At 68.4% G+C, this 21,421-nt stretch carries 22 protein-coding genes; 12 read left to right on the top strand and 10 right to left on the bottom strand.

Annotated elements, in window-relative coordinates; genetic code table 11:
* Nucleotides 1-5: 5 nt before the first annotated feature.
* The gene (locus tag NNI01S_RS01755; protein ID WP_063016747.1) at nt 6-1,574 is read right to left on the bottom strand and encodes a TerD family protein; all 1,569 of its coding nucleotides are present in this window, start codon (nt 1,572-1,574) and stop codon (nt 6-8) included.
* A gap of 27 nt (nt 1,575-1,601) precedes the next feature.
* Nucleotides 1,602-3,008 (bottom strand): TerD family protein, encoded by a 1,407-nt coding sequence (locus NNI01S_RS01760; RefSeq protein ID WP_063016749.1) that lies wholly within the window; start codon nt 3,006-3,008, stop codon nt 1,602-1,604.
* A 181-nt stretch (nt 3,009-3,189) separates the two neighbouring features.
* Between NNI01S_RS01760 and NNI01S_RS01765 the strand changes: the two genes are divergently transcribed.
* From NNI01S_RS01765 to NNI01S_RS01785, 5 genes are all read left to right on the top strand, one after another.
* Nucleotides 3,190-3,813: an AIM24 family protein gene (locus NNI01S_RS01765; protein WP_063016850.1), complete on the top strand. Its 624-nt coding sequence runs from the start codon at nt 3,190-3,192 to the stop codon at nt 3,811-3,813.
* Nucleotides 3,814-3,820: 7 nt separating this feature from the next.
* A complete protein-coding gene (locus NNI01S_RS01770) occupies nt 3,821-4,519 on the top strand; it encodes an AIM24 family protein (protein ID WP_063016751.1) in 699 nt (232 codons plus the stop codon).
* A 7-nt stretch (nt 4,520-4,526) separates the two neighbouring features.
* Complete coding sequence (locus tag NNI01S_RS01775) at nt 4,527-5,291, top strand: AIM24 family protein (protein ID WP_063016753.1); 765 nt, start codon at nt 4,527-4,529, stop codon at nt 5,289-5,291.
* 110 nt (nt 5,292-5,401) lie between these two features.
* On the top strand, nt 5,402-6,904 hold the full coding sequence (locus NNI01S_RS01780) for a hypothetical protein (protein ID WP_157114544.1): 1,503 nt from the start codon (nt 5,402-5,404) through the stop codon (nt 6,902-6,904).
* Between the two features lie 193 nt (nt 6,905-7,097).
* Nucleotides 7,098-7,298 carry a hypothetical protein gene (locus tag NNI01S_RS01785; RefSeq protein WP_063016757.1) on the top strand — a complete coding sequence of 67 codons (201 nt, stop codon included), beginning with the start codon at nt 7,098-7,100 and terminating at the stop codon, nt 7,296-7,298.
* A 1-nt stretch (nt 7,299) separates the two neighbouring features.
* Here the strand turns inward: NNI01S_RS01785 and NNI01S_RS01790 are convergent, their stop codons facing one another.
* Nucleotides 7,300-8,097 carry an MBL fold metallo-hydrolase gene (locus NNI01S_RS01790; protein ID WP_063016759.1) on the bottom strand — a complete coding sequence of 266 codons (798 nt, stop codon included), beginning with the start codon at nt 8,095-8,097 and terminating at the stop codon, nt 7,300-7,302.
* Between the two features lie 47 nt (nt 8,098-8,144).
* Between NNI01S_RS01790 and NNI01S_RS01795 the strand changes: the two genes are divergently transcribed.
* From NNI01S_RS01795 to NNI01S_RS01805, 3 genes are read left to right on the top strand one after another with little or no spacing between them, the layout of a single operon-like run.
* The gene (locus NNI01S_RS01795) at nt 8,145-8,543 is read left to right on the top strand and encodes a MerR family transcriptional regulator (protein WP_063016761.1); all 399 of its coding nucleotides are present in this window, start codon (nt 8,145-8,147) and stop codon (nt 8,541-8,543) included.
* Between the two features lie 37 nt (nt 8,544-8,580).
* Nucleotides 8,581-9,240 (top strand): XRE family transcriptional regulator, encoded by a 660-nt coding sequence (locus NNI01S_RS01800; protein ID WP_157114545.1) that lies wholly within the window; start codon nt 8,581-8,583, stop codon nt 9,238-9,240.
* Nucleotides 9,237-9,806: a class IV adenylate cyclase gene (locus NNI01S_RS01805; RefSeq protein ID WP_063016766.1), complete on the top strand. Its 570-nt coding sequence runs from the start codon at nt 9,237-9,239 to the stop codon at nt 9,804-9,806. Before NNI01S_RS01800 ends, NNI01S_RS01805 begins: the two co-directional genes overlap by 4 nt.
* On the opposite strand, the gene NNI01S_RS01810 is transcribed toward NNI01S_RS01805, so the two are convergent.
* Genes NNI01S_RS01810 through NNI01S_RS01830 form a run of 5 tightly spaced genes read right to left on the bottom strand, consistent with a single transcriptional unit; the run spans nt 9,778 to nt 15,670 of the window.
* Nucleotides 9,778-10,566 (bottom strand): HAD family hydrolase, encoded by a 789-nt coding sequence (locus NNI01S_RS01810; protein ID WP_063016768.1) that lies wholly within the window; start codon nt 10,564-10,566, stop codon nt 9,778-9,780. The two genes, NNI01S_RS01805 and NNI01S_RS01810, sit on opposite strands and share 29 nt — an antisense overlap.
* A gap of 59 nt (nt 10,567-10,625) precedes the next feature.
* Nucleotides 10,626-11,765 carry a cysteine protease StiP family protein gene (locus NNI01S_RS01815; protein ID WP_245675934.1) on the bottom strand — a complete coding sequence of 380 codons (1,140 nt, stop codon included), beginning with the start codon at nt 11,763-11,765 and terminating at the stop codon, nt 10,626-10,628.
* Nucleotides 11,762-13,228, bottom strand: a complete 1,467-nt coding sequence (locus NNI01S_RS01820) for a phosphoribosyltransferase domain-containing protein (protein WP_063016770.1) — start codon at nt 13,226-13,228, stop codon at nt 11,762-11,764. The genes NNI01S_RS01815 and NNI01S_RS01820 overlap by 4 nt, the downstream gene beginning before the upstream one ends.
* Entirely contained in the window at nt 13,225-14,439 is a 1,215-nt protein-coding gene (locus NNI01S_RS01825) for an HpcH/HpaI aldolase/citrate lyase family protein (protein WP_084488358.1), read from the bottom strand. Before NNI01S_RS01825 ends, NNI01S_RS01820 begins: the two co-directional genes overlap by 4 nt.
* Before the next feature lie 13 nt (nt 14,440-14,452).
* Nucleotides 14,453-15,670, bottom strand: a complete 1,218-nt coding sequence (locus NNI01S_RS01830) for a hypothetical protein (RefSeq protein WP_245675935.1) — start codon at nt 15,668-15,670, stop codon at nt 14,453-14,455.
* A 145-nt stretch (nt 15,671-15,815) separates the two neighbouring features.
* Here NNI01S_RS01830 and NNI01S_RS01835 point away from each other — a divergent pair, with 145 nt between their 5' ends.
* The 3 genes from NNI01S_RS01835 (at nt 15,816) to NNI01S_RS01845 (ending at nt 18,368) form a co-directional block, all read left to right on the top strand.
* Nucleotides 15,816-16,391 (top strand): TerD family protein, encoded by a 576-nt coding sequence (locus tag NNI01S_RS01835; protein ID WP_062966714.1) that lies wholly within the window; start codon nt 15,816-15,818, stop codon nt 16,389-16,391.
* A 159-nt stretch (nt 16,392-16,550) separates the two neighbouring features.
* Entirely contained in the window at nt 16,551-17,651 is a 1,101-nt protein-coding gene (locus NNI01S_RS01840; protein WP_063016772.1) for a DUF475 domain-containing protein, read from the top strand.
* Nucleotides 17,652-17,744: 93 nt separating this feature from the next.
* Entirely contained in the window at nt 17,745-18,368 is a 624-nt protein-coding gene (locus NNI01S_RS01845; protein WP_063016774.1) for a TerD family protein, read from the top strand.
* 1 nt (nt 18,369) lies between these two features.
* Here NNI01S_RS01845 and NNI01S_RS01850 read toward each other — a convergent pair whose 3' ends face one another.
* Complete coding sequence (locus tag NNI01S_RS01850) at nt 18,370-19,269, bottom strand: DMT family transporter (RefSeq protein WP_245675936.1); 900 nt, start codon at nt 19,267-19,269, stop codon at nt 18,370-18,372.
* An 84-nt stretch (nt 19,270-19,353) separates the two neighbouring features.
* Between NNI01S_RS01850 and NNI01S_RS01855 the strand changes: the two genes are divergently transcribed.
* On the top strand, nt 19,354-19,884 hold the full coding sequence (locus tag NNI01S_RS01855) for a CGNR zinc finger domain-containing protein (protein WP_063016778.1): 531 nt from the start codon (nt 19,354-19,356) through the stop codon (nt 19,882-19,884).
* Here NNI01S_RS01855 and NNI01S_RS01860 read toward each other — a convergent pair.
* Nucleotides 19,881-21,269, bottom strand: coding sequence for a glycosyltransferase family protein (locus NNI01S_RS01860; protein ID WP_157114546.1), 1,389 nt, complete (start codon nt 21,267-21,269; stop codon nt 19,881-19,883). The two genes, NNI01S_RS01855 and NNI01S_RS01860, sit on opposite strands and share 4 nt — an antisense overlap.
* Nucleotides 21,270-21,421 lie beyond the last annotated feature (152 nt).

Below are 21,421 nucleotides of genomic sequence, written 5' to 3' on the forward strand. Positions count from 1 at the left end.
GGCGCTCACCTGGTGCGCAGGAAGCGCGCCTGCCGTTCCGGTTCCTGCGGCAGCATGTCCAGATCGAGCTGCCACGCGCTGCCGGTCCACGGATCGAACAGCGGCGTGCCGTCGACGGTCGGCAGGTGGCGGCACGACTGCGACAGCATCGCCACGGTGGTGTCCGCCGAATCGGATTCGTTCGCGCCGACGATCACGATGGACAGTCCGATCAGCTCGCCTCGGGTGATCAACGCGCCGATCCGCTGGGCGTCCGAACTCTGGTAGCCGTGCGGGAAATCCGCCGCCAACAGCACCCGATGCTCGGTGGGTGGCGTGAAAGCGCCACTCGTATAGGCCAGTTCGGCGAGTTCGGCCGCGTCCACCAGTGCCTGCAACCGCGCCGAGATGTCGGCGTGGTCGGTGATCGGCGGGCCGTTCAGCACGGGAGCGAGCAGGCCGGTGAAGCCGGTGAACGCGTCGGTGAGGTCGATGATGTCGAGCAGCGTCCGCCGTTGCGGCGCCGTGGCGAGCAACCGCGCCAGCAGCGCGCCCACGACCGGCGCGACCGCACGGGTCGATTCGGCATCGATCCACAGCGGCCGGTTCAACGGCACCGGAACGCAATACGGGATGCGCAGCGATCCCCGGTCGAGCGCGTACAACTGGCCGAGCCGGATACCATCGCTCGGCGCGGGCGGCTTGTCCCAAGCCGGCGAGTCCCAGGACGCCAGGGCGGGCGGCAGCACCCGGTCGGCCTCGGCGAGTTCGCCCATCAGCTGTTCGGCGTCGCGCTGGTGGTTGTGCTCGGCGGTGCCGACGAGTTCGTCGTGCCGTTGCTGCGCGACGCGACGCGCCTGCTCGGCTTCCGGAGTGTTCCTGGTCGCGGGATCGGAGACGGCGAGCGACAGTTCGTTGTCCAGCCGCTTGGCCGCGTACTCGCGCGCCGAGACCAGCGCGGCGGCCGACCGCGCGGCGTCCTCGAACACCATCCACAGCCGCTCCAAGCCATGACCGACTTCCAGCGGCGCACCGGCCGCGGCGATCTGCGCGTCACCGGCCAGTGGACCGGCCATGGTGTGCGTGCCGGGCTGCTCGGGCTCCGGGGAAGCACCGTCGACCTCGACGCCGTGGGCTGTGAGCAGCACGGCGAGCCCGCCCGCATAGCCTTGGCCCAGCGCGCGCAGCTTCCAGGCCGGGCCGCGCCGGTACACCTCCAGGCAGATCAGCGCCGTCTCACCGGACGACGGGGTGATCGCGAATTCCGCTGCCACGCTGTCATTCCCGGACAACGTGGCGGTGACCGGCCCGAGCCCGTCCGCCCGCGCGGGGGTGGACGGGTCGGCACTCACCACCAACAGCACGGCCTTCGCGTCGGCGCGCACCTCGTCGAGCGTGATGGTGACCCCGTCGGCGGCCAGGGCCACCCCCGGCGTGGCGGGCTGGTTGTAGAAGACGAAATCGTCGCTGGAGAACACCTTCAGGTTCTCGGCGACCACCAGCGCGGAAACATCGAGGGCAGCCTCGGCTTTCGCACTGAAACGAACGACCTCACCGGTCAATGGGATGTTCTGACCGGCCTGCAGTTGAATCACCGTATCCGCCCCGCTGTCCGCCGCCGGTCAACCGTTGACGAGGAACCGGCCGAGCTGCGGCACCGCCTCACCCGGATGCTTGGCCTGGAAGCCCTCACCGAGCGCCTGCAATTTCCAGTCGTTGCCCACCCGATACAGCTTGGACATCGCCATCGCGGTGAACGGCATGCCGCCCGCGAGGGTGTACCGGGCCAGTTCGCCGTTGTTCGTCCCGTCGACCAAGCGGCAGAACGCGTTCTGCACCTGCTCGAAGGTGTGGCCCTTGTAGGAGGTGACTACGAACACCAGCGTGGTGATGTGCGCCGGGATGCGGGTCAGGTCGACCAGGATCATCTCGTCGTCGCCTTCGCCCTCGCCGGTGAGGTTGTCGCCCTGGTGGCGGATCGAGCCGTCCTTGGAGGTCAGCTGGCCGTAGTAGGCGACGTCTACCGGGTTCATGTCGGCGAACATGATGACCGACGCGTCGAGGTCGATGTCGACCGTGCGATTGCCGAACATGCCGCGGCTGCGCACCGGATCCCAGCCGAGACCCATCTTGACGAAGGTCAGCGCCGCGCCTTCCTTGCGGAGCGTGACCCGCTGGCCCTTGACCAGGCTGACCGGGCGGTCCTTGCTCAGGCTGACCTCGGCGGGTTGCTGCGGCTGCTGCGGCGGCTGGCCGGGCGGCGGATAACCGGTGCCGGGGGCGGGCGGCGGCGGGTAGCCGGGGCCCGGCGGCGGATAACCGGGACCGCCCTGCGGGGGCTGGCCGGGCGGCGGGTAGCCGGGCCCGGGGGGCGGATAACCGGGACCGGGCGGCGCGTATTGCGGCGCCTGCTGCTGGGAAGGGTACGACGGGGTGGTCGGCGGCGGGTAGTTCGGCGGCTGCTGGACCGGCTGCTGCGGAGGCGGCGGCGGGGCCTGCGGCGCCTGCGCGGGCTGGGCCGGAGCGTCGTCGACCGTCACGCCGTGATCGGTGACCAGCGCGGCGAAACCGCCCGCGTAGCCCTGTCCGACCGCGCGCACCTTCCACGCGCCCTGGCGGCGGTAGAGCTCGAGCGCGATCACGATCGACTCGGTGTTCAGACCTTCGACCCGGTACTCGTACAACTGATTACCGGCCGCGTCGGACACGATCGCGGTGGGGGCCGGGAACTGGCCGAAGTTGCTGTTCGCGTCGTCCAGCGTGATCACCGCGCGAATCTGGTCGATGTCGGCGGGCACCGCGCTCAACGACACCGCCAGCGACGCGGGCTGGCCCGCGGGCGCGGGTTGCAGGTTGACGCCGGGACCGCTCGGCTGGTTGAAGAAGACGAAGTCGGCGTCGGAACGGACCTTGCCCCGCTCGGTGACCAGTAGTGCCGACAGATCCGCCGGTGCGGAGAGCTGGACGGAAATCACCACGTCGTTGGTGGCCAGCGGACCGTTCTGGCCCTTGGCGAGTGTTGCGGACAAGTTCGACCCTTCGCTTGTCGGTGCGTTCGTCTGACACTCTACGAGAAACGCGTTGCGCACCGCTTGTACTGAACGGACGCGCTGCCCCGACACCCGCCGAAGCATCGGTTAGGGTGACGGCACGCAGATGGAATACGGCGGTCACACCGTGTTCCCGATCGAGACAGCAGGCAAACATCGCATGGCGCAACTGTTCGAGCAATCGAAGAAGGTGATCGAGGCCCACCTGGCCGGGACCAGCCTTCGCGCGATCTCCGGTTCGATGATCGCCTACGAAGGAAACGTGCAGTTCAAGGCGGCCGGTTTCGGTGGGGGCGACGGTGTGCTCGCCGGGCTGAAACGCCGGGCCACCGGCGAGAAACTGTCGCTGATGGAGTGCGCCGGGCACGGCCGGGTGTTCTTCGCGGTCAACGGCCAGCACGTCACCGTCGTGAACTTGAACAACGAGACGCTGCAGGTGGAGTCGCAACAACTGCTCGCCTTCGCCGGAAACCTGCGCACCGACGTGCGTTTCGCCGGATTGCGCGGTGCGTCCACCGGGCAGGGCCTGTTCACCACGACCGTCTCCGGCCAAGGTCAGGTCGCGCTGCTCTCGGCCGGTGGACCGCTGATCCACCTGGAGGTCTCCCCGCAGTATCCGCTGGTCGTCGATCCGGACGCGTTCGTCGCGGCGCGCGGGAACCTCAACCAGTCCTTCGTCACCGACGTGTCGTGGCGCAGTTTCGTCGGCCAGGACGCGGGCGAGGCGTTTTCGTTGCGCTGGGACGGCCAGGGCGTGGTCTTGATCCAACCGGCGGAACGGTAGGCGAGCAGTGTTCGAGAAGGTCAACGGCAAAGTCGTCAAGGTCGATGTCGGAATGGCGGGCGGGGTGGTCGCTCGCAACGGCGCGATGCTGTTCTATACCGGCGCTGTTTCGTTTGCGCCCCATCAGATTCCGGGCGCCCAGGCCATGGGCGGTATGGGCGGGCTGATGGGTCTCGCGGGCCGCGCGATGGCGGGCGAGCACGAACGCACCATGCTCGCGCAGGGCAACGGCCAGGTCCATTACGGATTCGCCGGCCTGGAGGTCCACGTGGTGCACATGCAGCCGGGTGCGACGCTGCGCGTCGAGGCTTCGCGGCTGCTGGCCAACACCGCCGGGTTGCAGAGTTCGGTGGTCTCCGTCATGAGTTCGGGCGGTGGCGGCGGGGGCGGCGGTCTGATGGGCGCGCTGCGCGGCGCCGCCTCGGGCGCGTTGACCGGGCAGGGCCTGTTCACCACCCAGCTGTCCGGGCACGGCGCCGCGGTGCTGCTCGCTCACGGCGGATTCCTGGAACTGCAAGTGGGCGGCCCGAATCCGATCGTGGTCGACCCGCAAGCCTTCGTCGCCACCTACGGCAATGTGCAGACCGAGCTCAAGTCGGCGCTGAGCTGGCGAGACGCCGTCGGCCGTGGTTCCGGTGAGGCGATGCAGCTGCATTGCGCCGGGCAGGGCGTCGTCTACGTGCAGGCCTCCGAAGAGAAGTTGTGAGCAGGGTATGTCCCAGATCCTCAACCCCATGAATCTCGGTGAGAGCGACAACATCCCGGGAAACAGCTACGCGTACTGCATCGACCTGAACAAGCCGTGGTTCATGCGCAAGGGCGCGATGATCGCCTACTACGGGGACATGCGGTTCCAGATGCTCACCCACGGATTGCAGGGCGGCCTGCTGCACATGGTGTCGCAGCAGTTCTCGGCGCCGCTGTTCACCGGCGATTACGTCGTCGCGGAGGGACACGGCAAACTGATCATCGGCGACCGCGGCTACGACATCAATTCCTACGATCTCGAGGACAACGGCAACCTGACCATCCGGGCGGCGAACCTGCTGGCCTTCGAGCCCGGCCTGTCGCTCAACCAGTCCATCGTGCCCGGGTTCCTCACCCTCATCGGCACCGGCAAGTTCCTCGCCTCGTCCAACGGGCCGGTCATGTTCGCCGAGCCGCCGCTGCGCGTCGATCCGGAATCGCTGGTCGGATGGGCCGATTGCCCCTCCCCCAGCCACCACTACGACGAGGGATGGATCTCGAACTTCCTGGCCGCCGGTGCGGCGCGTTTCGGCGTGAACTCCGGTGAGGAGCGCCAGTTCGAGTTCACCGGTGCGGGGACCGTGCTGATCCAGTCCAGCGAGAAGGTGCTCAGCGACTCGATGCTGGTGCGGACCATCGAGGGCCAGATCCAGAGCGGCATCACCGTCGGCGGCCTGCAACGGCTGCAAGGGCTCATCGCGCAGCAGCTCGCCGGGCAACAGCAGTACTGAGCCACGGAGTGCGCGGACCGGGTCGCACCGCGAATTCCGGTCGCAGCCGTGACCGCGTAATCACTCGCGTGGGGGATTCGCGCGCCGCCGGTCCCGGATACCGTTCATCCGTGTTTCACATCTTCTCCTCCCAGGTCCTGCGTGCTGCGCTGCCCGCGGCGATCCTCGCCGCGATCGCAGCGGCGCCCGCCGCCGCGACGCCGATTCCCTCGGTGCCCGCCGTGCCGGAACCGGCGCGATTCGTCGGTGCCACCGCGAGCGGCGAACCGGTCACCGGCATCCCGCCGGTCCCGCAGAACCCCCATCTGGCGCCGAACGGGAACTCTGGCGTCCACAACGACGGGTGGATGAGCGACACCTATACCCGCCCCGGTCCGCTCGGCCGGGCGCCTCGGACCGATTCCCTACTGCTCGGCAGCGAGTGCGGCTCGGTGGCGTTCGACCGCGCCGGCCGCATCGTCACCACATGCCTCGGGCTGCAACCGGGGCTCTACCTCATCGACCCGGCGACGATGACCGTCCTCGGCAGACATCCACTGCCCGGTAAGAGCCCGATCGACACGTTGCGACCGGGCGCTTTCAACAACTTCGGCGGCGGCGGGTACTTCTACCTCGACGACGAGGACCGCGCTGTCGTGGGCACCAGCACCGGCCACATCCAAGTGTTCGCCGAGAATGCTGCTGCCGATGGCTTTTCGCTGGTGCGCGACTACGACCTGACCGGCGTGCTGAGCCAGGACGAGACGCTGAACTCGGCGCTGCCGGATTCCAACGGCCTGATCTGGTTCGTGGCCAAGACGAACGGCGTGGTCGGCACGCTCGATCCGGATACCGGTGCGGCGCGGGTGGTTCGGCTCGGAGCGGGCACGGAGAACGAGATCGAGAATTCGTTCGCGGTCGGCGCGGCCGGGGAGGTGTACGTCGCCACCAACCGTCAGCTCCTGCGTTTCGACGCCGGTCCGGATCGGGCACCCCAGGTCACCTGGCAGACCACCTACGCCAACAGCGACAAGCGCAAGCCGGGCCAGGTGGACGACGGAACCGGCACCACGCCCACCGTCCTGCCCGACGGCTATGTCGCCATCACCGACAATGCCGATCCGATGAACGTCGTCGTCTACCGTACGGCGCCGTCGGTCGCCGAACGGCAGGTCTGCGCGGTACCGGTGTTCGAGCCCGGCCGCAGCGCCACGGAGAATTCGCTGATCGGTGCGGGGCGCTCACTCATCGTCGAGAACAATTACGGCTATTCGCATCCCGACGCGGTCGCGTCCGGCAAGACCACCACACCGGGGCTCGCCCGGGTCGACATCGACGCCGACGGCGACGGCTGCCATCTCGCCTGGACCAACTCGGTCGAAGCCGCACCCACGGTGGTACCGAAGCTGTCCCTGGCCACCGGCTTGATCTACACCTATACGAAAGGCACCGAGCCGAGCGACCCGTGGTACTGGACCGCCCTCGACTACCGCACCGGCGCGACCGTCTGGAAACAGCTGTCCGGCACGGGTCTCGGCTTCAACAACAATTACGCGGGAATCGCGATCGGCCCCGACGGAACGGCTTTCCTCGGCACGCTGGGCGGACTGGTCTCGATGCGCGACGGCGAGTGAGCCGGGTGACGGTCGGCGCAGAATCGGGAGATGGCTGATCCGGCGCTCTCGCCGCAGCATTGTACCGCGCTGACGGACCTGGTAGGGGACGAATCCGCCTTCGCGACAGCGTATCCGCGGGTCGCCGACTACGGGGCCACCGCGGGCCGGCGGTGCGCTGTTCGTCTGCTGGCCGCCCGGCTGGGAGGACCCGATGGCCTCCACCACGCTCGCCGGCTACCAGGACGCGGGCGGCTCGCTGCTGATCTACATCGGCCAACCACGCGGCGGGCGCACGGCCGGCAGCGCCTTCTTCGACACGCTGGAGGCCGGATGGGCGCTGCTCGACCAGGACCCGGATTACGTCTCGTGGCGGAACCTCGGTGATCGGGCGCAGTGCTGGCAGCGTCGGTGAGTCAGCTCGCCCGCTGGAACTCCCACGGGTCGTGCGCGCTGATCAGCGTGACCTCGGCACCGTGATCGCGGTGTAGTTCGCGCAGCCGCGCCTGGGTGCCCAGCCGCAGGTCGTGGTGGACCTCGGAGCTGGTCTGCACGATGTCGAGCACCGGATGCGGCTGCGGGGCCGGGTCGAGTTCGCGGTGGTAGTAGTACGCGTCGCCGCAGTGCAGCAGCCAGCTGTCGCCATCGCGGACGGCGACACCGGTGTGGCCCGCGGTGTGCCCGCCCAACGGGATCAGCTGGAAGTCGCCGGGCAGGTCCTTCGGCTGGATCGCGTCGAAGCCGAACCACTTTCCGGTCGGGTCCGACGGATAGGTCACCCAGTGCGGATCGTGCGCCCAGTGCGCGGGGCGGTAGCGGAAACTGGGGGCTTCGGCCCGCGCCGCCGTCAGCTCGGCGGCGAGCACGTGGACCCGTGCGTGCGGGAAGTCGGGCAGTCCGCCGCAGTGATCCACGTCGAGGTGGGTGAGGATGATGTGCCGGACGTCGGCGGGGTCGTAGCCGAGTCGCTCGACCTGCCGGATTGCCGTCTCTTCTTCGGCGAGCACGGGCTGGGCCATCGTGACCCAGTCCGCCCCGAGGGTGCCCGCCGGGTCGCGCACGTCATCGAGTCCGATGCCCGTCTCGATCAGGACCAGTCCGTCGGACGCCGTCTCGACCAGCAGGCAGTGGTTCACGGCACGAGCGGGGGCGGGTCCGTCGTAAGTGGCTTCGATTTGCCGGACCGATCCGCAATTGAGGTGATGCAGTGTCATGCGAGCTAGTCTGTGACTTGAAGCGCGGTTCAAGTCAAGGAGACGAGATGACCGACCTGCTCGATATCGCCGAAGTCGCGGGCCACGCCGGCCTCGCTCCCTCCGCACTGCGCTTCTACGAGAAGCGCGGCCTCATCAGCGCGACCGGCCGCAACGGCCTGCGCCGCACCTACCACCCCGACGTCCTCGGCCGCCTCGCCCTCATCACCTGCGCCCGGGGCGCGGGATTCACCCTCGCCGAAATCGCCCGCTTCCTGCGCGCCTCCCCCACCGACGCCGAACTCCGCACCCGCATGGCGGAGAAAGCACGACAACTCGACGACGACATAGCCCGCCTCATCCGCATGCGCGACAGCCTCCGCCACGCCTCCACTTGCACCCACGACCCTTTGGTCGAATGCCCGGACTTCAAGTCCGCCTTCGAGAGTGCCGCTGACGCGAGGTGAGTCGGCGAATCCATCCCGATCGACCCGATGAACGGACATGCTTATTCTCTGGTCGGGAAGATCGGGAGTATTCGAACGAATCGCGGATGGCGTCTCGATGCCGGACCACGCGCGTGTCTTGTTCGGCCTCGCTCCACGTCACGCGCAGACACTCACCGGCCACGCCGAGATCGCGCAAGCATTTACCGTTCAGTCGGAGGCTGATGTCGAACTCCGCCGGCAAGCACTGATCGCAGATCGAATCGACCTGTTGGCTGTACGCGGTTTGGGGTTGCTCGCTCTCAACGAGTCGCTGTTGCGTGGCGCTTTACTGGAGCGGACCAGCAGCGTCCGTGTCCGAGCACTCCTACTGGACCCGGAATCTGCCGCCGCGGGAATCCGAGCGGCAGAAATCCGTGAGTCGAGACAGTCTTTCACCGCAGGAATCAGACTGGCACTGGCGCGGATATCCGAGCTTCACGATCGTCCCTCCGTCGAACTGCAAGTAGCTGTCTACGACTCGCTGCCTACCTGGCGGATGCTGGTTTTCGACCAGACGTTGTATCTATCGGCTTTCGGCCTGTCCGCGGAAGGCCATCGTTCCGGAATGTACAAGCTCACGGCGGCGACCAACGGCGTCTTGCATGCCGGATTCCTACGGCAGTTCGAACAAATGTGGCTTCAAGCCCGCCCGGTCGAGAGAAAATCGGCCACATGATCGAGGCCGAACTGAAAGCTCGCGTACAGGACGTCGAGTCCGTGCAAGCTGCGCTGTCCGCACGGAGCGCAGGGCAGCGCTCGAGATATCAGGACGTCTACTTCGACTCGGCGGACGGAAGATTGTCGTCGGAGGGCCGAGAGCTGCGGTTGCGGACGATCACCGCGGACGACGGGCGGCGGGCGCTGCTCACCTACAAGGAGCCCGCAGTGGACACGACCAGCGGGTCCAAGCCGGAATACGAGACCGAAGTGGCCGACCCGGCAGCGATCGACTCGATGCTGCGCGGTCTCGGCCTGACCAACCTGGTCAGCTTCGAAAAGCGTTGCCTGAATTATCGATTCACATCGGAGAGTCGTGAGCTGCTGGCCACGCTGGTCACCATTCCCGAATTGGACGGCACCTTCATCGAGCTGGAGACGATGGTGGCCGAGTCCGAGCTGACGGAAGCGCTGAAAGTCGTGCGGACCACGCTCTATCAGCTCGGAATCAGCGACAGCGATCTCACCACCGAGCAGTACACCGATGCCGTACTGGTTACGCGGCGGAAGCCGGAGCTCCCTTGATGAACCAGTTGATGATTTCCTCGCCCGCGAGGATGCCGGTGGCTCGGGTGATGGTGAGGTTGGGGTGGGTCCAGTTGAGTTGTTCGAGTTCGCCGTGGCGGGGGCGGATGGCGGAGTCGGCGGCGCGGAGCATTTCGGCGTCGAGGGCGCCGTCGCCCGCGGCGAGCGTCCGGGCCTCGTCGGCTAGTTCCCCGCTTTCCCAGAGGCGCTTGCGCACCTCGGCGACCGCGCGGCTCTTGCAGACGACCTGCGGCATGGTGTAGATCTTGCGGCCCTGCTGGGACGCGGACCAGCCGCGTGGACGACACCAGTCGTCCCACTCGGCCAAGAACCCCTCGGGCACCTCTTTCGGCTTCACCACCAGGTAACAGAACAGATGATCGGCTACGCGGAACTTGGTGACCCACGAATCATCGATGCGGGTGTGCAGTTCCTTGCTCACCTCGGACAGGGTGGCGCCCCCCGCGCGAACCTGGGCGTCGATGGCGATGCGCCAGCTCAGGTCGGGCACGCCGTCGACCAGGATGTTTCCGCCGTTACTGGTAATCGCGTAGCGCCACGGCGCTCCGGGCAGCCGGATACGGTCGAACTGTTTGATGGTGCGAGTGGTGGTGGGAACGACGGCGGCGGGTTCGGTCAGGGTCTGCATCCGCAGCGCCGCGGTGGTGGTCATGAACGACAGCGGCGCCCCTTCCAGATGCTCCACGCAGACCGTCGGCACGTCGGCGGTGGTGCTGAAGGCGTTACGCGAGTAGATCATCGTCCGGTCCAGGTCGGTCGCGATCAGCGCACGTCTTCGATGTGCTCTCGGAGATAGGTTCACTGCTGCACGTCCTTGATCAATCCCATGCACGAATATGCCAGGTCGGGGACCACGTCGACCGGGACACCCCTGGCCGCGGCGAGCAGGCGGATGTGCGCGTGCTCCGGCGCGTCGGCCGCGCGCACCAGCACCCGCCACGGCACCCGCCGCAGCAGCACCCGGGTGGTCTCGCCGACGCCGGGTTTCACGAAGTTCACGCTGGTGATGCCGTACTGCTCGCGCACCTGCTCCACCGACGCCCAGCCGGTCCACGTGGGTGTCCGGTCGCTCGCGCGGACCGCCGCCAACCCCGCGGGAACGCGGTCGCGGATCGCGTCGAAGGCGCCGCTCACGGTGTCCAGCAGACGCCCGGACACGTCGTCACCGGCCAGTTCCCGGTAGAACTTGGCGCCGTGGAAATCGCCGGGGCCGATCAGCGTGTCGTTCAGGACGGTGCGCGACACCAGACCGGACACCGTCGAATTCAGGCACGCCGAGGCGATCAGGAAGTCGTCGCGCGTGCCGTAGGTACGCACGCAGTGCCCGGGATCGGCCAGCACGGCCAACTCGTCGTCGAACCGCGCGCCGCCGGCGGCGTGATAGGCGTCCAGCGCCTCGGTGAGCTCGCGGGTGATCGCCCCTTTGCCGGTCCATCCGTCGACGAAGACCACCGACGCCGGATCATGGTGCTCGGCCAGGTAGTCCAGCGCCACCGCGTCGATGCCGCGATCGCGCACAATCGATACCGCGTAGTGCGGCACCTCGAGGCTCGGCCGTCGCGAACGCAGCCAGCGGCGCATCAGAATGCCGACCGGCGTGCCGGCTCGGGCCAGCGACGCCAGCACGATGTTCTCCCCGCGTTCGGCGACGACCAGTTCCGACACTGTCGCCACCGCCAGCGCGAGCCGCTCGGCGCTGGTCGCGAGCACCTCGTCGAACAGCGACCGGTACGCCGCGTCCGGCTGGTACTCGATCGGCAGCGACTCCGCGTAGTGCGCCTTCCCCGCCTGGATCCGCCGTTCCCGCTCGGCGACGTCGGCCTCCAGATCGACATCCGAGAGGTCCTTCAGCAGCCAGGAGACCTCCTCGGCCGAGTAGGAGCCGAACTCCGGTCCGTGCAGCGGCGTGGGTAGCGCGCCCACCCTGGTGCTCGTCACGTCCGGCTCCCCTGCGCCGCCGCCGCGCGTTCGGCGTGCAGCCGCCGCGGGTCCGCCTCCGGCAACACGGCGAGCAGCACGTCCGCCCCGGAGGCGGTCAGCACGTCGACCAGCCCGTGCTCGGCCACCAGCTCCGCCGTGTCGGCGGGCGAGTCGACCACGACGACCAGCACCGGATCGGGCGCCGGGCCGTCGGCCTCGGCGCCGCTGCCGACACCGTCATCGGTGATCGCGGCGGCGGTATCGGCGCGCAGCGGCGGAGCGGCGAGCAGTGCGCCCAAGCCCGCCAGGTCGGCCTCGAACAGGTCGAGAGCCGCGGGCCACTGCGCGTTGTACAGGTAGCGCGGCGCGGTATCGCCCGGCTCCGGCGCGATGAACCGGAATCCCCGCCGCAGCGGATATCCCGGCTCGTCCAGCACGTACGCGGGCGAGCGCGTTGTGGTCTGGAAGCGGGTGGGCGTCCCCGAGTCGGCGAGCAGCGCCGCCAACCGCAGCGGCAGGTACATCAGCTCCTCGTGCCCGAGCACGATGACGGCCCGGCCCGGGAAATCGGCGGCGAGCCGGGCGGTCAATACCTGTCCGGCGTCCGAGAGCGCGGCCTCGAAGGCGCCGGTGTCGGACGCGAGAATGCCGTGCCTGCCCCCCTCTGGGACGGCCGCAGGCCAGGGAATTTCGACCCGCCCGAACGAACCGGCATGTCGCGCGGTCGGATTGAGCCGCGGTTCGGGAAGCTCGCCCACCGCGTCGACGAGCCCGGCGGGCAGCGACGCAAGGCCGGTGGCGAGGCAGACCGTGTCGATACGGGCGCCGAGTTCCGCCGCGGCGGCCTCGAATTCGGCGCGATCGGCCTCTGTGCGCAGATCGACCAGCGACGCGAGAACGTAGTGCGCCCGAGGCGCGAAGGCGTGCAGCGCGCGCACGGCGTCGATCGCGGTGGCGCCGGTGGAGATCTCGTCGTCGACCAGCACCAGCGGCAGATCGTTGACGAAAATGTCTGCGGGCGCCGGTTGCAGCAGGTGCGAGGTGGCGTGCGAATGTCCCTCCTCGAACCCGGCCAGCGTCCTGGCGTGCGGCACCGCGCGCCGGGTCGAATGCAGGTAGCAGCTCGCGCCGATCCGCGCGGCCACGCAGTGGCCCAGCCCCGTCGCGGTCTCGGCGAACCCGAGCACGACGGCTTCGCGCTCACCGAGCACCGCGCGAACCAGATCCCCCAGGTGATCGCCCGCGCCCAGCACCACCCGCGGGTCGGTGGGCAGGTGCTTGCCGAGCACGGTGGAGACCAGCAGATGCGCCCGGCGCCGATTGTTGTGGCGAACGCCCGGTTGCACCAGCGCGGTGATCGGTAACCGCGCCGAACGCAGCCGCTCCGCGCCCCCTTCCGGCCGGTGATGCAGCCCTATACCGAGATTCCTTGTCGCCCAGGGTATTTCGTTGTAACCGAGATCGGTCGAGAGCCGGCTCATACGGTAACCAACGCCGTCAGCAGATCCACGAAGGACACTCCCTTGTTCGCCACGCCGAACACCCGTGCGCGCAACAGCGTCTGGCGCGCCCAGCTGCGATGCGGCCGCATCTCGTTCATCTTGTTCCGGTAACCGGAGGCCGCCACGCCTCCGGCGTCCTCGCGCAGGATGTCCAGCGCGTCCGAGTACTCCTCGTGCGTCACCACCGACAGCGCGTGCACCGCGGCCACGTGCGACGGGTGGATCACCGTCTTGCCCTGGATGCCGTTGGCCCGGTCCAGCGTGATCTCCCGCAGCAAGCCGTCCAGATCACGGCTGACCAGGTACTGCCGGAACGGCACCGCGTCGGATTCCTCGAACGGCGCGGTCCGCAGCAGCGGCCGGAACATCCGTTCGTGGTCGGCGAAGTACTCCCATACCGGCCCCGTGATGACGAACCCGGTGCCGTCCGCGCGCCCGAGGTAGTTCACGATGTCGGCGATCACGTCGGCGACCACGCGCACGTCGTAGATGGTCAGGTCGCGATCGCGCCGGATGCCGAACGTCGAGCACATGTCGGTCGCGCCGACCCGCACCGCGAGCACCCGGTCCCGGTGCGCGGCGAGCAGCGCCGCGATCTGGGTGAGCTCGTAATCGCGGGTCTCCCGGTGCACCAGCCCCGGCGACTCCAGGACCGGCATCCCGTACAGCGGGCGGTCCACCCGCTGGGCCGCCACGTTCAGCGCGTTGAGGTACTTCGGCCCGGTGACACTGTCGAACTTCGGGAACACGAAACCCGTCAGCACCTCGGCGCCCGGTCCGAGTTGCTCGATGAGTTCGGTGATCGTGTCCGCGTCGCGCACCCGCACGAACAACAGCGGGTTGGCGTCATGGCTGCCCGCGAGCAGGTCGAGCGCGGCGACGGTCTGCCGCTTGGCGTACTCCACCTCGTGATCGGCGACCGCGTCTTCGAGATCGATCACCATCGAACACACACCGTGCTCGGCGCGCCTGCCGATCGTCAGCGCGAGATCGGGCCTGGTCGCCGGTGCGTACAGCGTCGCGCCGAGCCCGACCGCGAGCAGTTCGCGATCGGTGTGGTCGTCGCCGAACGGTTCGGGCTGCCGGTGGAAAAGTCGCCTTGCCTCCGGTCCGGGCAACTGCCGGAAGTGGCGCAGCGGCATTCGCTTCCGCAGGGAAACCTCCTGCTGGACGGCGATGCCTGCGGTCATCGTTGCCCCATCCTCATTCTCGTCGTGGTCCTGCTTGTCTTCTCATTCGATCCACTACCCCGGCTATGAATTCGGTGACGGCATCCAGTTCCGCCACATAGGCCCAGTAGTCGGGGTGACGCCCCGACAGTGTTTCGCTGATTCGGTCGATCCGCGCCGCTTGCGCGTCGAGCACCGAACCCCATTCGGCGACCAGCCCGCGGCTCACCGCGAGCATTTGCGCGTCCCGCAGCCGGAATCGTACGGCCTTGGCCTTTTCTTGCGGGTCGGACCGAATCGCACGCAGCAGAGTCAGCCGCTTGGTGACGGCGTCGACTCGCTGCTCGGCCTCGGCGAGGTACCCGCGCGCGGATGTGGTCAGATCAAGTGCTAACTCCGGATTGTTCTCTGCCGCCGCCGCACGCGCCCTGCCCAGGGCCGCGTCCGCGGCCTCGATGGCTCGCTGGCTTTCCCGCTCATTGTTAGCCAGATCGGCCGAACTCGCAGCGTTGAACTCGCGCAGCAGCGCCGAGAACGCCTGCGGAACCCCTTCCGCCCTGGTCCGGACGGCGGCAAGGCGGGTTGTCACGGACGAGATCGCGGTGCTCGCCGACCCGGCCCGAGATGGGGCTTGCGCCAACGCATCCGCCAGCTCGCCGGTGGCCGTCTGCAGCCGGTTCGCAGCCTCCCGCAGCGTGCTCGCGGGCGCGCCAGCACCCGCCGCCTCCAGTGTGACCAGCGCCTCATCGACCGCGGCGGCGCGCTCGCGCACCGACGGATAGTGCGCGAATTCCGATTCGGCGGCCCGGCCGCGCACACCTGCCGCGGCGGCCTTCACCTGCTGCACCAACTGCGGCACCGCACCGAGCACGGCCACCGCCTCCTCGAGCTTGCCCTGGTCGCCGCGGTAGAACTCGTCGACCGCGCGCGCCGCGTCGGTCAGCTGCCGGATCGCGGCGTCGACGCGCTCCCGGCCCTGGGGGACCGGCGGGCCGCCCTGCTGCGCGGCCTCCAGTTCCGCGCTCAGCGTCAGGTAGACCTCCGCCGCGCCATAACACCTGTGGCGCACCGGTTCCCAGCGCGCACCGATCCGCCGCTCCGGGAAGATCTGCTCGGCGGCGTGCGCCGCCGCGTCGGCCGCGCTCTGCCGCCGATCCATGTCGAGGAACGCCGTCGCCAGCGTCGCGCGGGCGTGCTCGATCCACTCGTCGTTTCCCGACGAACGGAACCAACCGCGCCTGCGCCCTGCCACGCCCCGATGGTAGGAGATGTTCCTGTTCGCCGGGGGTTACGCCGGTTCCTACGCAAGTTCGCGGAAACCTACTACTGTCGTATGGCGTACCCGGCGATTCGGACATGCTGGGAACCAATGACGGACTATTGAAAGGGAATCCCGCATGGGTGTCAGTTTGTCCAAGGGCGGCAATGTCTCGCTGACCAAGGCGGCGCCTAACCTCACTGCTGTTGCGGTCGGCCTCGGGTGGGATGTGCGGACCACCACCGGTACCGACTTCGACCTCGACGCGAGCGCCATCGCGACCGGCGCGGACAAGAAGGTCCTGTCCGACCAGCACTTCGTCTTCTTCAACAACCTGCGTTCCCCCGAGGGCGCGATCGAACACGCGGGCGACAACCGGACCGGCGAGGGCGAGGGCGACGACGAGGTCATCAACGTCGACCTGGCGAACACCCCGCCCACGATCGAGAGCATCTTCTTCCCGGTCTCGATCTACGACGCCGACTCCCGGTCGCAGTCCTTCGGCCAGGTCCGCAACGCCTACATCCGCGTCGTGGACCGCAGCAACGGCGAGGAACTCGCCCGCTACGACCTCACCGAGGACGCCTCGACCGAGACCGCCATGGTCTTCGGTGAGCTGTACCGCAACGGCGCGGAGTGGAAGTTCCGCGCGATCGGCCAGGGTTACGCCTCCGGTCTGGCCGGCATCGCCCGCGACTACGGCGTGAACGTCTAAGGAACACTTCGCTGTTCGCAGGGGGCCCGGTGACGGGCCCCCTCGTCGTGCGACCCCGGGCATGCCGGCGCCCTGGGAGCGCGTTGGACAACCGGCGATCCAGCAGCCACGCTGGTAGCAACGTCGCCGCCAAGTCTTCCCTTCACGAAAGGTCCCAGCGTGGTCCTGCGCATATTCGGCATGTCACTGGTCGTCACCGTGATCTCCTTGGTCGTGGCGGCGTTGTACGGCGGGCCGACCGCCCTCGCGCTCGCCGCGATCCTCGGCATCCTCGAGGTGTCGCTGTCCTTCGACAACGCCGTGATCAACGCCACCGTGCTCGAGCGAATGAGCGCGTTCTGGCAGCGGATCTTCCTGACCATCGGCGTGCTGATCGCCGTCTTCGGTATGCGGCTGGTCTTCCCGCTGGCCATCGTGTGGATTACGGCCGGACTGAATCCGGTCGAAGCCTTCGACCTGGCACTCAACCCGCCTCCGGGCGACGCTTTGACCTTCCCGGACGGCAGCCCGAGCTACGAGAAGCTGCTCACCGACGCGCACCCGCAGATCGCGGCGTTCGGCGGCATGTTCCTGGCGCTGCTGTTCCTGAACTTCATCTTCGAGGAACGCGACATCACCTGGCTGAGCTGGCTGGAGCGGCCGCTGGCCAAGGCGGGCAAGCTGGACATGCTCTCCGTGGTGGTCGCGGGCGCGGGGCTGATCCTCACCGCGGAGTACATCGCCGACGAGGCGCACCGCTCGACCGTCCTGGTGGCGGGCCTGCTCGGCATGATCACCTACATCGCGGTGGACGGCCTCGGCTCCATGTTCCACACCGAGGAGCACACCGAAGGCGGCCCGTCCGAGCTGGCCAAGGCCACCGGTAAGGCGGGTTTCTTCCTGTTCCTCTACCTGGAGGTGCTCGACGCCTCGTTCTCCTTCGACGGCGTGATCGGCGCGTTCGCCATCACCTCCGACCCGATCATCATCGCGCTCGGCCTCGGCCTGATCGGCGCCATGTTCGTCCGATCGATCACGGTGTACCTGGTCCGCAAGGGCACCCTGTCGGAGTACGTCTACCTGGAGCACGGCGCGCACTGGGCGATCGGCGCGCTCGCGGCCATCCTGCTCGTCTCGATCGGCGTGCACATCAACGAGATCGTCACCGGCCTGGTCGGCGTCGCGTTCATCGGCGCGGCGTTCATCACGAGCATCGTCCGCAACGGCCGAGCGGACGAGGAGGAACTGGACAGCGAACGAGAACCGACGCCGGTAGGCTGATCTCCGGCAAGCAGCCGAAGACCTGTTGCGGCAGCGGCCCCATCCCGACGGATGGCCGCTGCCGCTCTCGTTTCCGAGAGGGGGGATCGCGCCATGGCGATCGACGACAACCCCGGCGGCGTCAACCTGTCCAAGGTGACCCTGTCGAAGGCGACACCGAGCATCAACCTGACCAAGCCCGGTGAGCAGCAAGGCACCATGCGGGTCAACCTGAACTGGTCGAGCGGATCAAGGGGCTTCTTCCGCCGGTCCAAGCCCGTGGATCTGGACCTCGGCTGCCTCTACGAACTGTCCAACGGCGCCAAGGGCGTGGTCCAGGCGATCGGGAACAATTTCGGCACGCTGGAGGCCGAGCCCTACATCCGGCTCGACGGCGACGACCGTAGCGGTTCGGCCGCGGCGGGCGAGAACCTGCACATCGACCTGGCCCGGCCCGAGGTGTTCCGGCGCATCCTGATCTTCGCCTTCATCTACGAGGGCGTGCCCAACTGGGCCGCCGCCGACGGCGTGGTGACGCTCTATCCCACGGCCGGTCCACAGATCGAGGTCCGTCTCGACTCTCCGGTGGCCGGCGCCCGTTCGTGCGCCATCGCCCTGTTGCAGAACCAGGGGGCCGGAATCACCGTGCATCGCGAAGTGCACTACGTCAACGGCGCCCAGCGCGAACTGGACCAGACCTACCAGTGGGGCATGCAGTGGCAGAGCGGGCGCAAGTAGGTCACCGCGCCACCGGCACGGGCTTGCCCGCCGCGGCCGTCGATCCGGTCGGCGTGCGCGCCGCGAACACCAGACCGACCAGGCCGATGCCGAGCCCGGCGACCGTCAGCAGCCGCAACGGCTGATCGATCAGCAGCCAGGCCAGGATCGCGGTCACGGCGGGGGTCGCGAAGAACAGCTTGCCCACCCTGGTCGCGTCCCACCGCCGCAGCATGGCGTTGAGCAGCAGGAACGCGGCCATGGAGTTCACCAGCACCATCCAGACGAGCGACCCGGCGAACCGGCCCGCGTCCCACACCTCCACCTGACCCGACAGCCAGGCCAGCGCACCGGCGATCGGCGCGCTCACCGCGACATGCAACGCGGTGGAGGCCCTCGGATCGACGGCGGGTGCGAACCGCTTCTGGTACACGGTGCCGATGCTCAGGCCGAGCAGTCCTACCACGCACAGCAGCAGTCCGGTCGCGGAGAAGTGGGACTGGTCGAACACGGCCAGCGCGACCCCGATGCCGCCGATGCCGAAGCCGAACCACTGCCGCAGCGTGACCACTTCGCCGATCAGTCCGGCGCACAGCGCGATGACAACCGGATTCAGGCCCTGCACCAGCGCGATCACCGCCGCCGAGACATGCTCGGCCATCGCCGTGTAGAAGGCGCCGAACTGGACCATCTGCATCAGCAATCCGGCGACGAGCACATGCCGCAGCCGGTTGCCTTGCGGCCATGTGGCGCGCATGAGGAACGCGTACGCCGTGAGCAGCACCCCTGCGATCGCGAAGCGCACGAACAACACCATGAGCGGCGGCGCGGCGCCCACTCCGATCACACCGGCGATGAACGCGCTGCTCCACAACAAGACGAACAGCGGCTGCGCGGCCACCATCGCGAATCGACTCTGCACGGACCCTCCTGGGACTAACCACCTCGGGTGGTTATCACGGTGGCATCCGCCCAACTAACCTGTCAAGGTGGTTATCATGCGAAGGTGTTCACCTTCGTGAGCGGCAATCTCGCCCTGGATTTCGCCGGCACCGTCAAGGCGCGATCGACCACGTTCGAGGACATCCTCACCACCCCGCCCGCGCTCGCCGACTGGATCGTCGCCGCGGGACTGCTCGACGAGCCCCCGCGCAGCGACGCCGACACCCTCGCGCGAGCAGTGCGCCTGCGCGAAGCGGCTTACCGCATGGCGCTCGCGGCCGCCGAGGCAAGCGCCTTCGACGACGCCGACCGCCGGACCGTCAACGCGTTCGCCGACGCCGCACCACCCTCGATCAGCCTGCGCGCCGACGGCACAGTCCTCCGCTCCGGCGACGCGGACGCGGCGTTGGCCGCCATCGCGCGTTCGGCGATCGAGCTATCGGGCAGCGGCGCGACGGTCAAAGAGTGCGGCAGGTCCGCATGCACCCGGCTGTACGTGGACACCTCCCGCGGTGGCTCCCGCCGCTGGTGCGACATGACGCTGTGCGGCAATCGCGCCAAAAGCGCCGCCTTCCGAGCCCGGCACGGGTCTTAAACGGCCGGGACCAGATCGCGCGGGTCCGATCGTGAGACCGGCGAAGCCGCCGGCCGGCTCCCACGCGGCAACGCCCACAGGAACACGAAGAACAACACGACGAGCAGACTCGCGCGCCCCCACACGCCGAACTTCACGATGTTCTCCATCAGTTCGACCGAGGTACCCGAGCCCATCGAGTAGAAGTACCGGAACACCCCGATGCCGATAGCCGCGTCGGCGACGAGATAGCTGCCGATCAACCACCACGGCACCTCGAGCAGGACCAGGAACGGCACCAGCCACAACGTGTACTGCGGTGAATGCACCTTGTGGAACAACAGGAATCCACACAGCATCGCGCCGCTCACCCCGACCCAGGGGAATACGCCGGTCGTCCGGTAACGCTTCCACCCGAGCCACATGGCCAGCGCGAACGCCGCGAGCACCAGCAGCGGCGAGGCGACCGACACCACTTCTTGAAACACCGTTTCGCTGCGCGCGTCCGGACCGAACCGCGGCCGAAGCCCCCAGTACCAGATCGAATTCGTGGTGATGTCGGCCTGCCGCAATTGCTGGAAGGTGATCGACGCGCGCCAGCCTTCGTACCCTGCCAGCGCGAACGGCAGGTTCACCGCCACGACGGTGCCGATCGCCGCGGCGGCGGTCAGCAGAGCGCCTCGGACGTCCAGCCTGCGACCCGGCCCTCCCTCGGCATGATCGCCCCTGGTCAGCACGTACGCCAGCAGGGGAAGCACGAATATCCCCGGGTACAGCTTGAGGCAGAATCCGAGCCCGAGCAGCACCGCGGCCACGATCCCCCTGGTCCGCACGGAGTACCGGGGCAGCGCCGCCATCACGTAGACGGCCGCGACCGCCGTGCACACCACCGGGAGCTCCCAGTTGTGGAAGGCGTACAGCACCAGCGGCGGTCCCGCGGCCCACAACAGGGCGGCCCAGCCGGCCAGTCGAGCCAGCATCCACGCGGTCAGCAGCGCGAACGGCGCCAGCAGCAGCGCCGAGTACCGCAGGAAATCGGCGTCGTTGTGCGCGCCGATCGCGCCGAACCACATCAGCACACCGCTGAGCACCGGATACTCCACCGCGCCGCCCACCAAGGCGCCGTCGTCGGTGATGCCACCGGTCACATACGGGAAGACGTGCTTGTCGATGTCTCTGCCGAGCCAGAGGAATTGGATATCCGAATAGCAGACGTCCGAGTCCTTCGCGACGTCGAAAACCGTACTGCGCCCGTCCCGGTCGAACGGCGCTCCCGCACAGCGCGCCTTGTTCGCATACGCCAAGGCGAGGACGAGACCGCAGAGCAGTACCACCACCACGGCCAGCGCCGCGCGGCGTCGCACGCGACCCGCTGGCAGGGCGCTGGCGGCGAGTCCGGTCGGCATGGATCCACCCTAAGCGGACGGTCCGGGCGGTGCCGCCGTTCCCCCTTCCTACGGATGCGAACGCGGGCCACCGCCGCGTGCCCGCCCGGACGGCGCACCGGGGCAATTTCACTGCTCAGCCGCCGCTCATGTAGCCTGTTCGGGTTGCTGAC

Origin of the sequence: Nocardia niwae NBRC 108934 = DSM 45340 (assembly GCF_001613465.1) — a bacterium.
GTDB classification, from domain to species: Bacteria; Actinomycetota; Actinomycetes; order Mycobacteriales; family Mycobacteriaceae; genus Nocardia; species Nocardia niwae.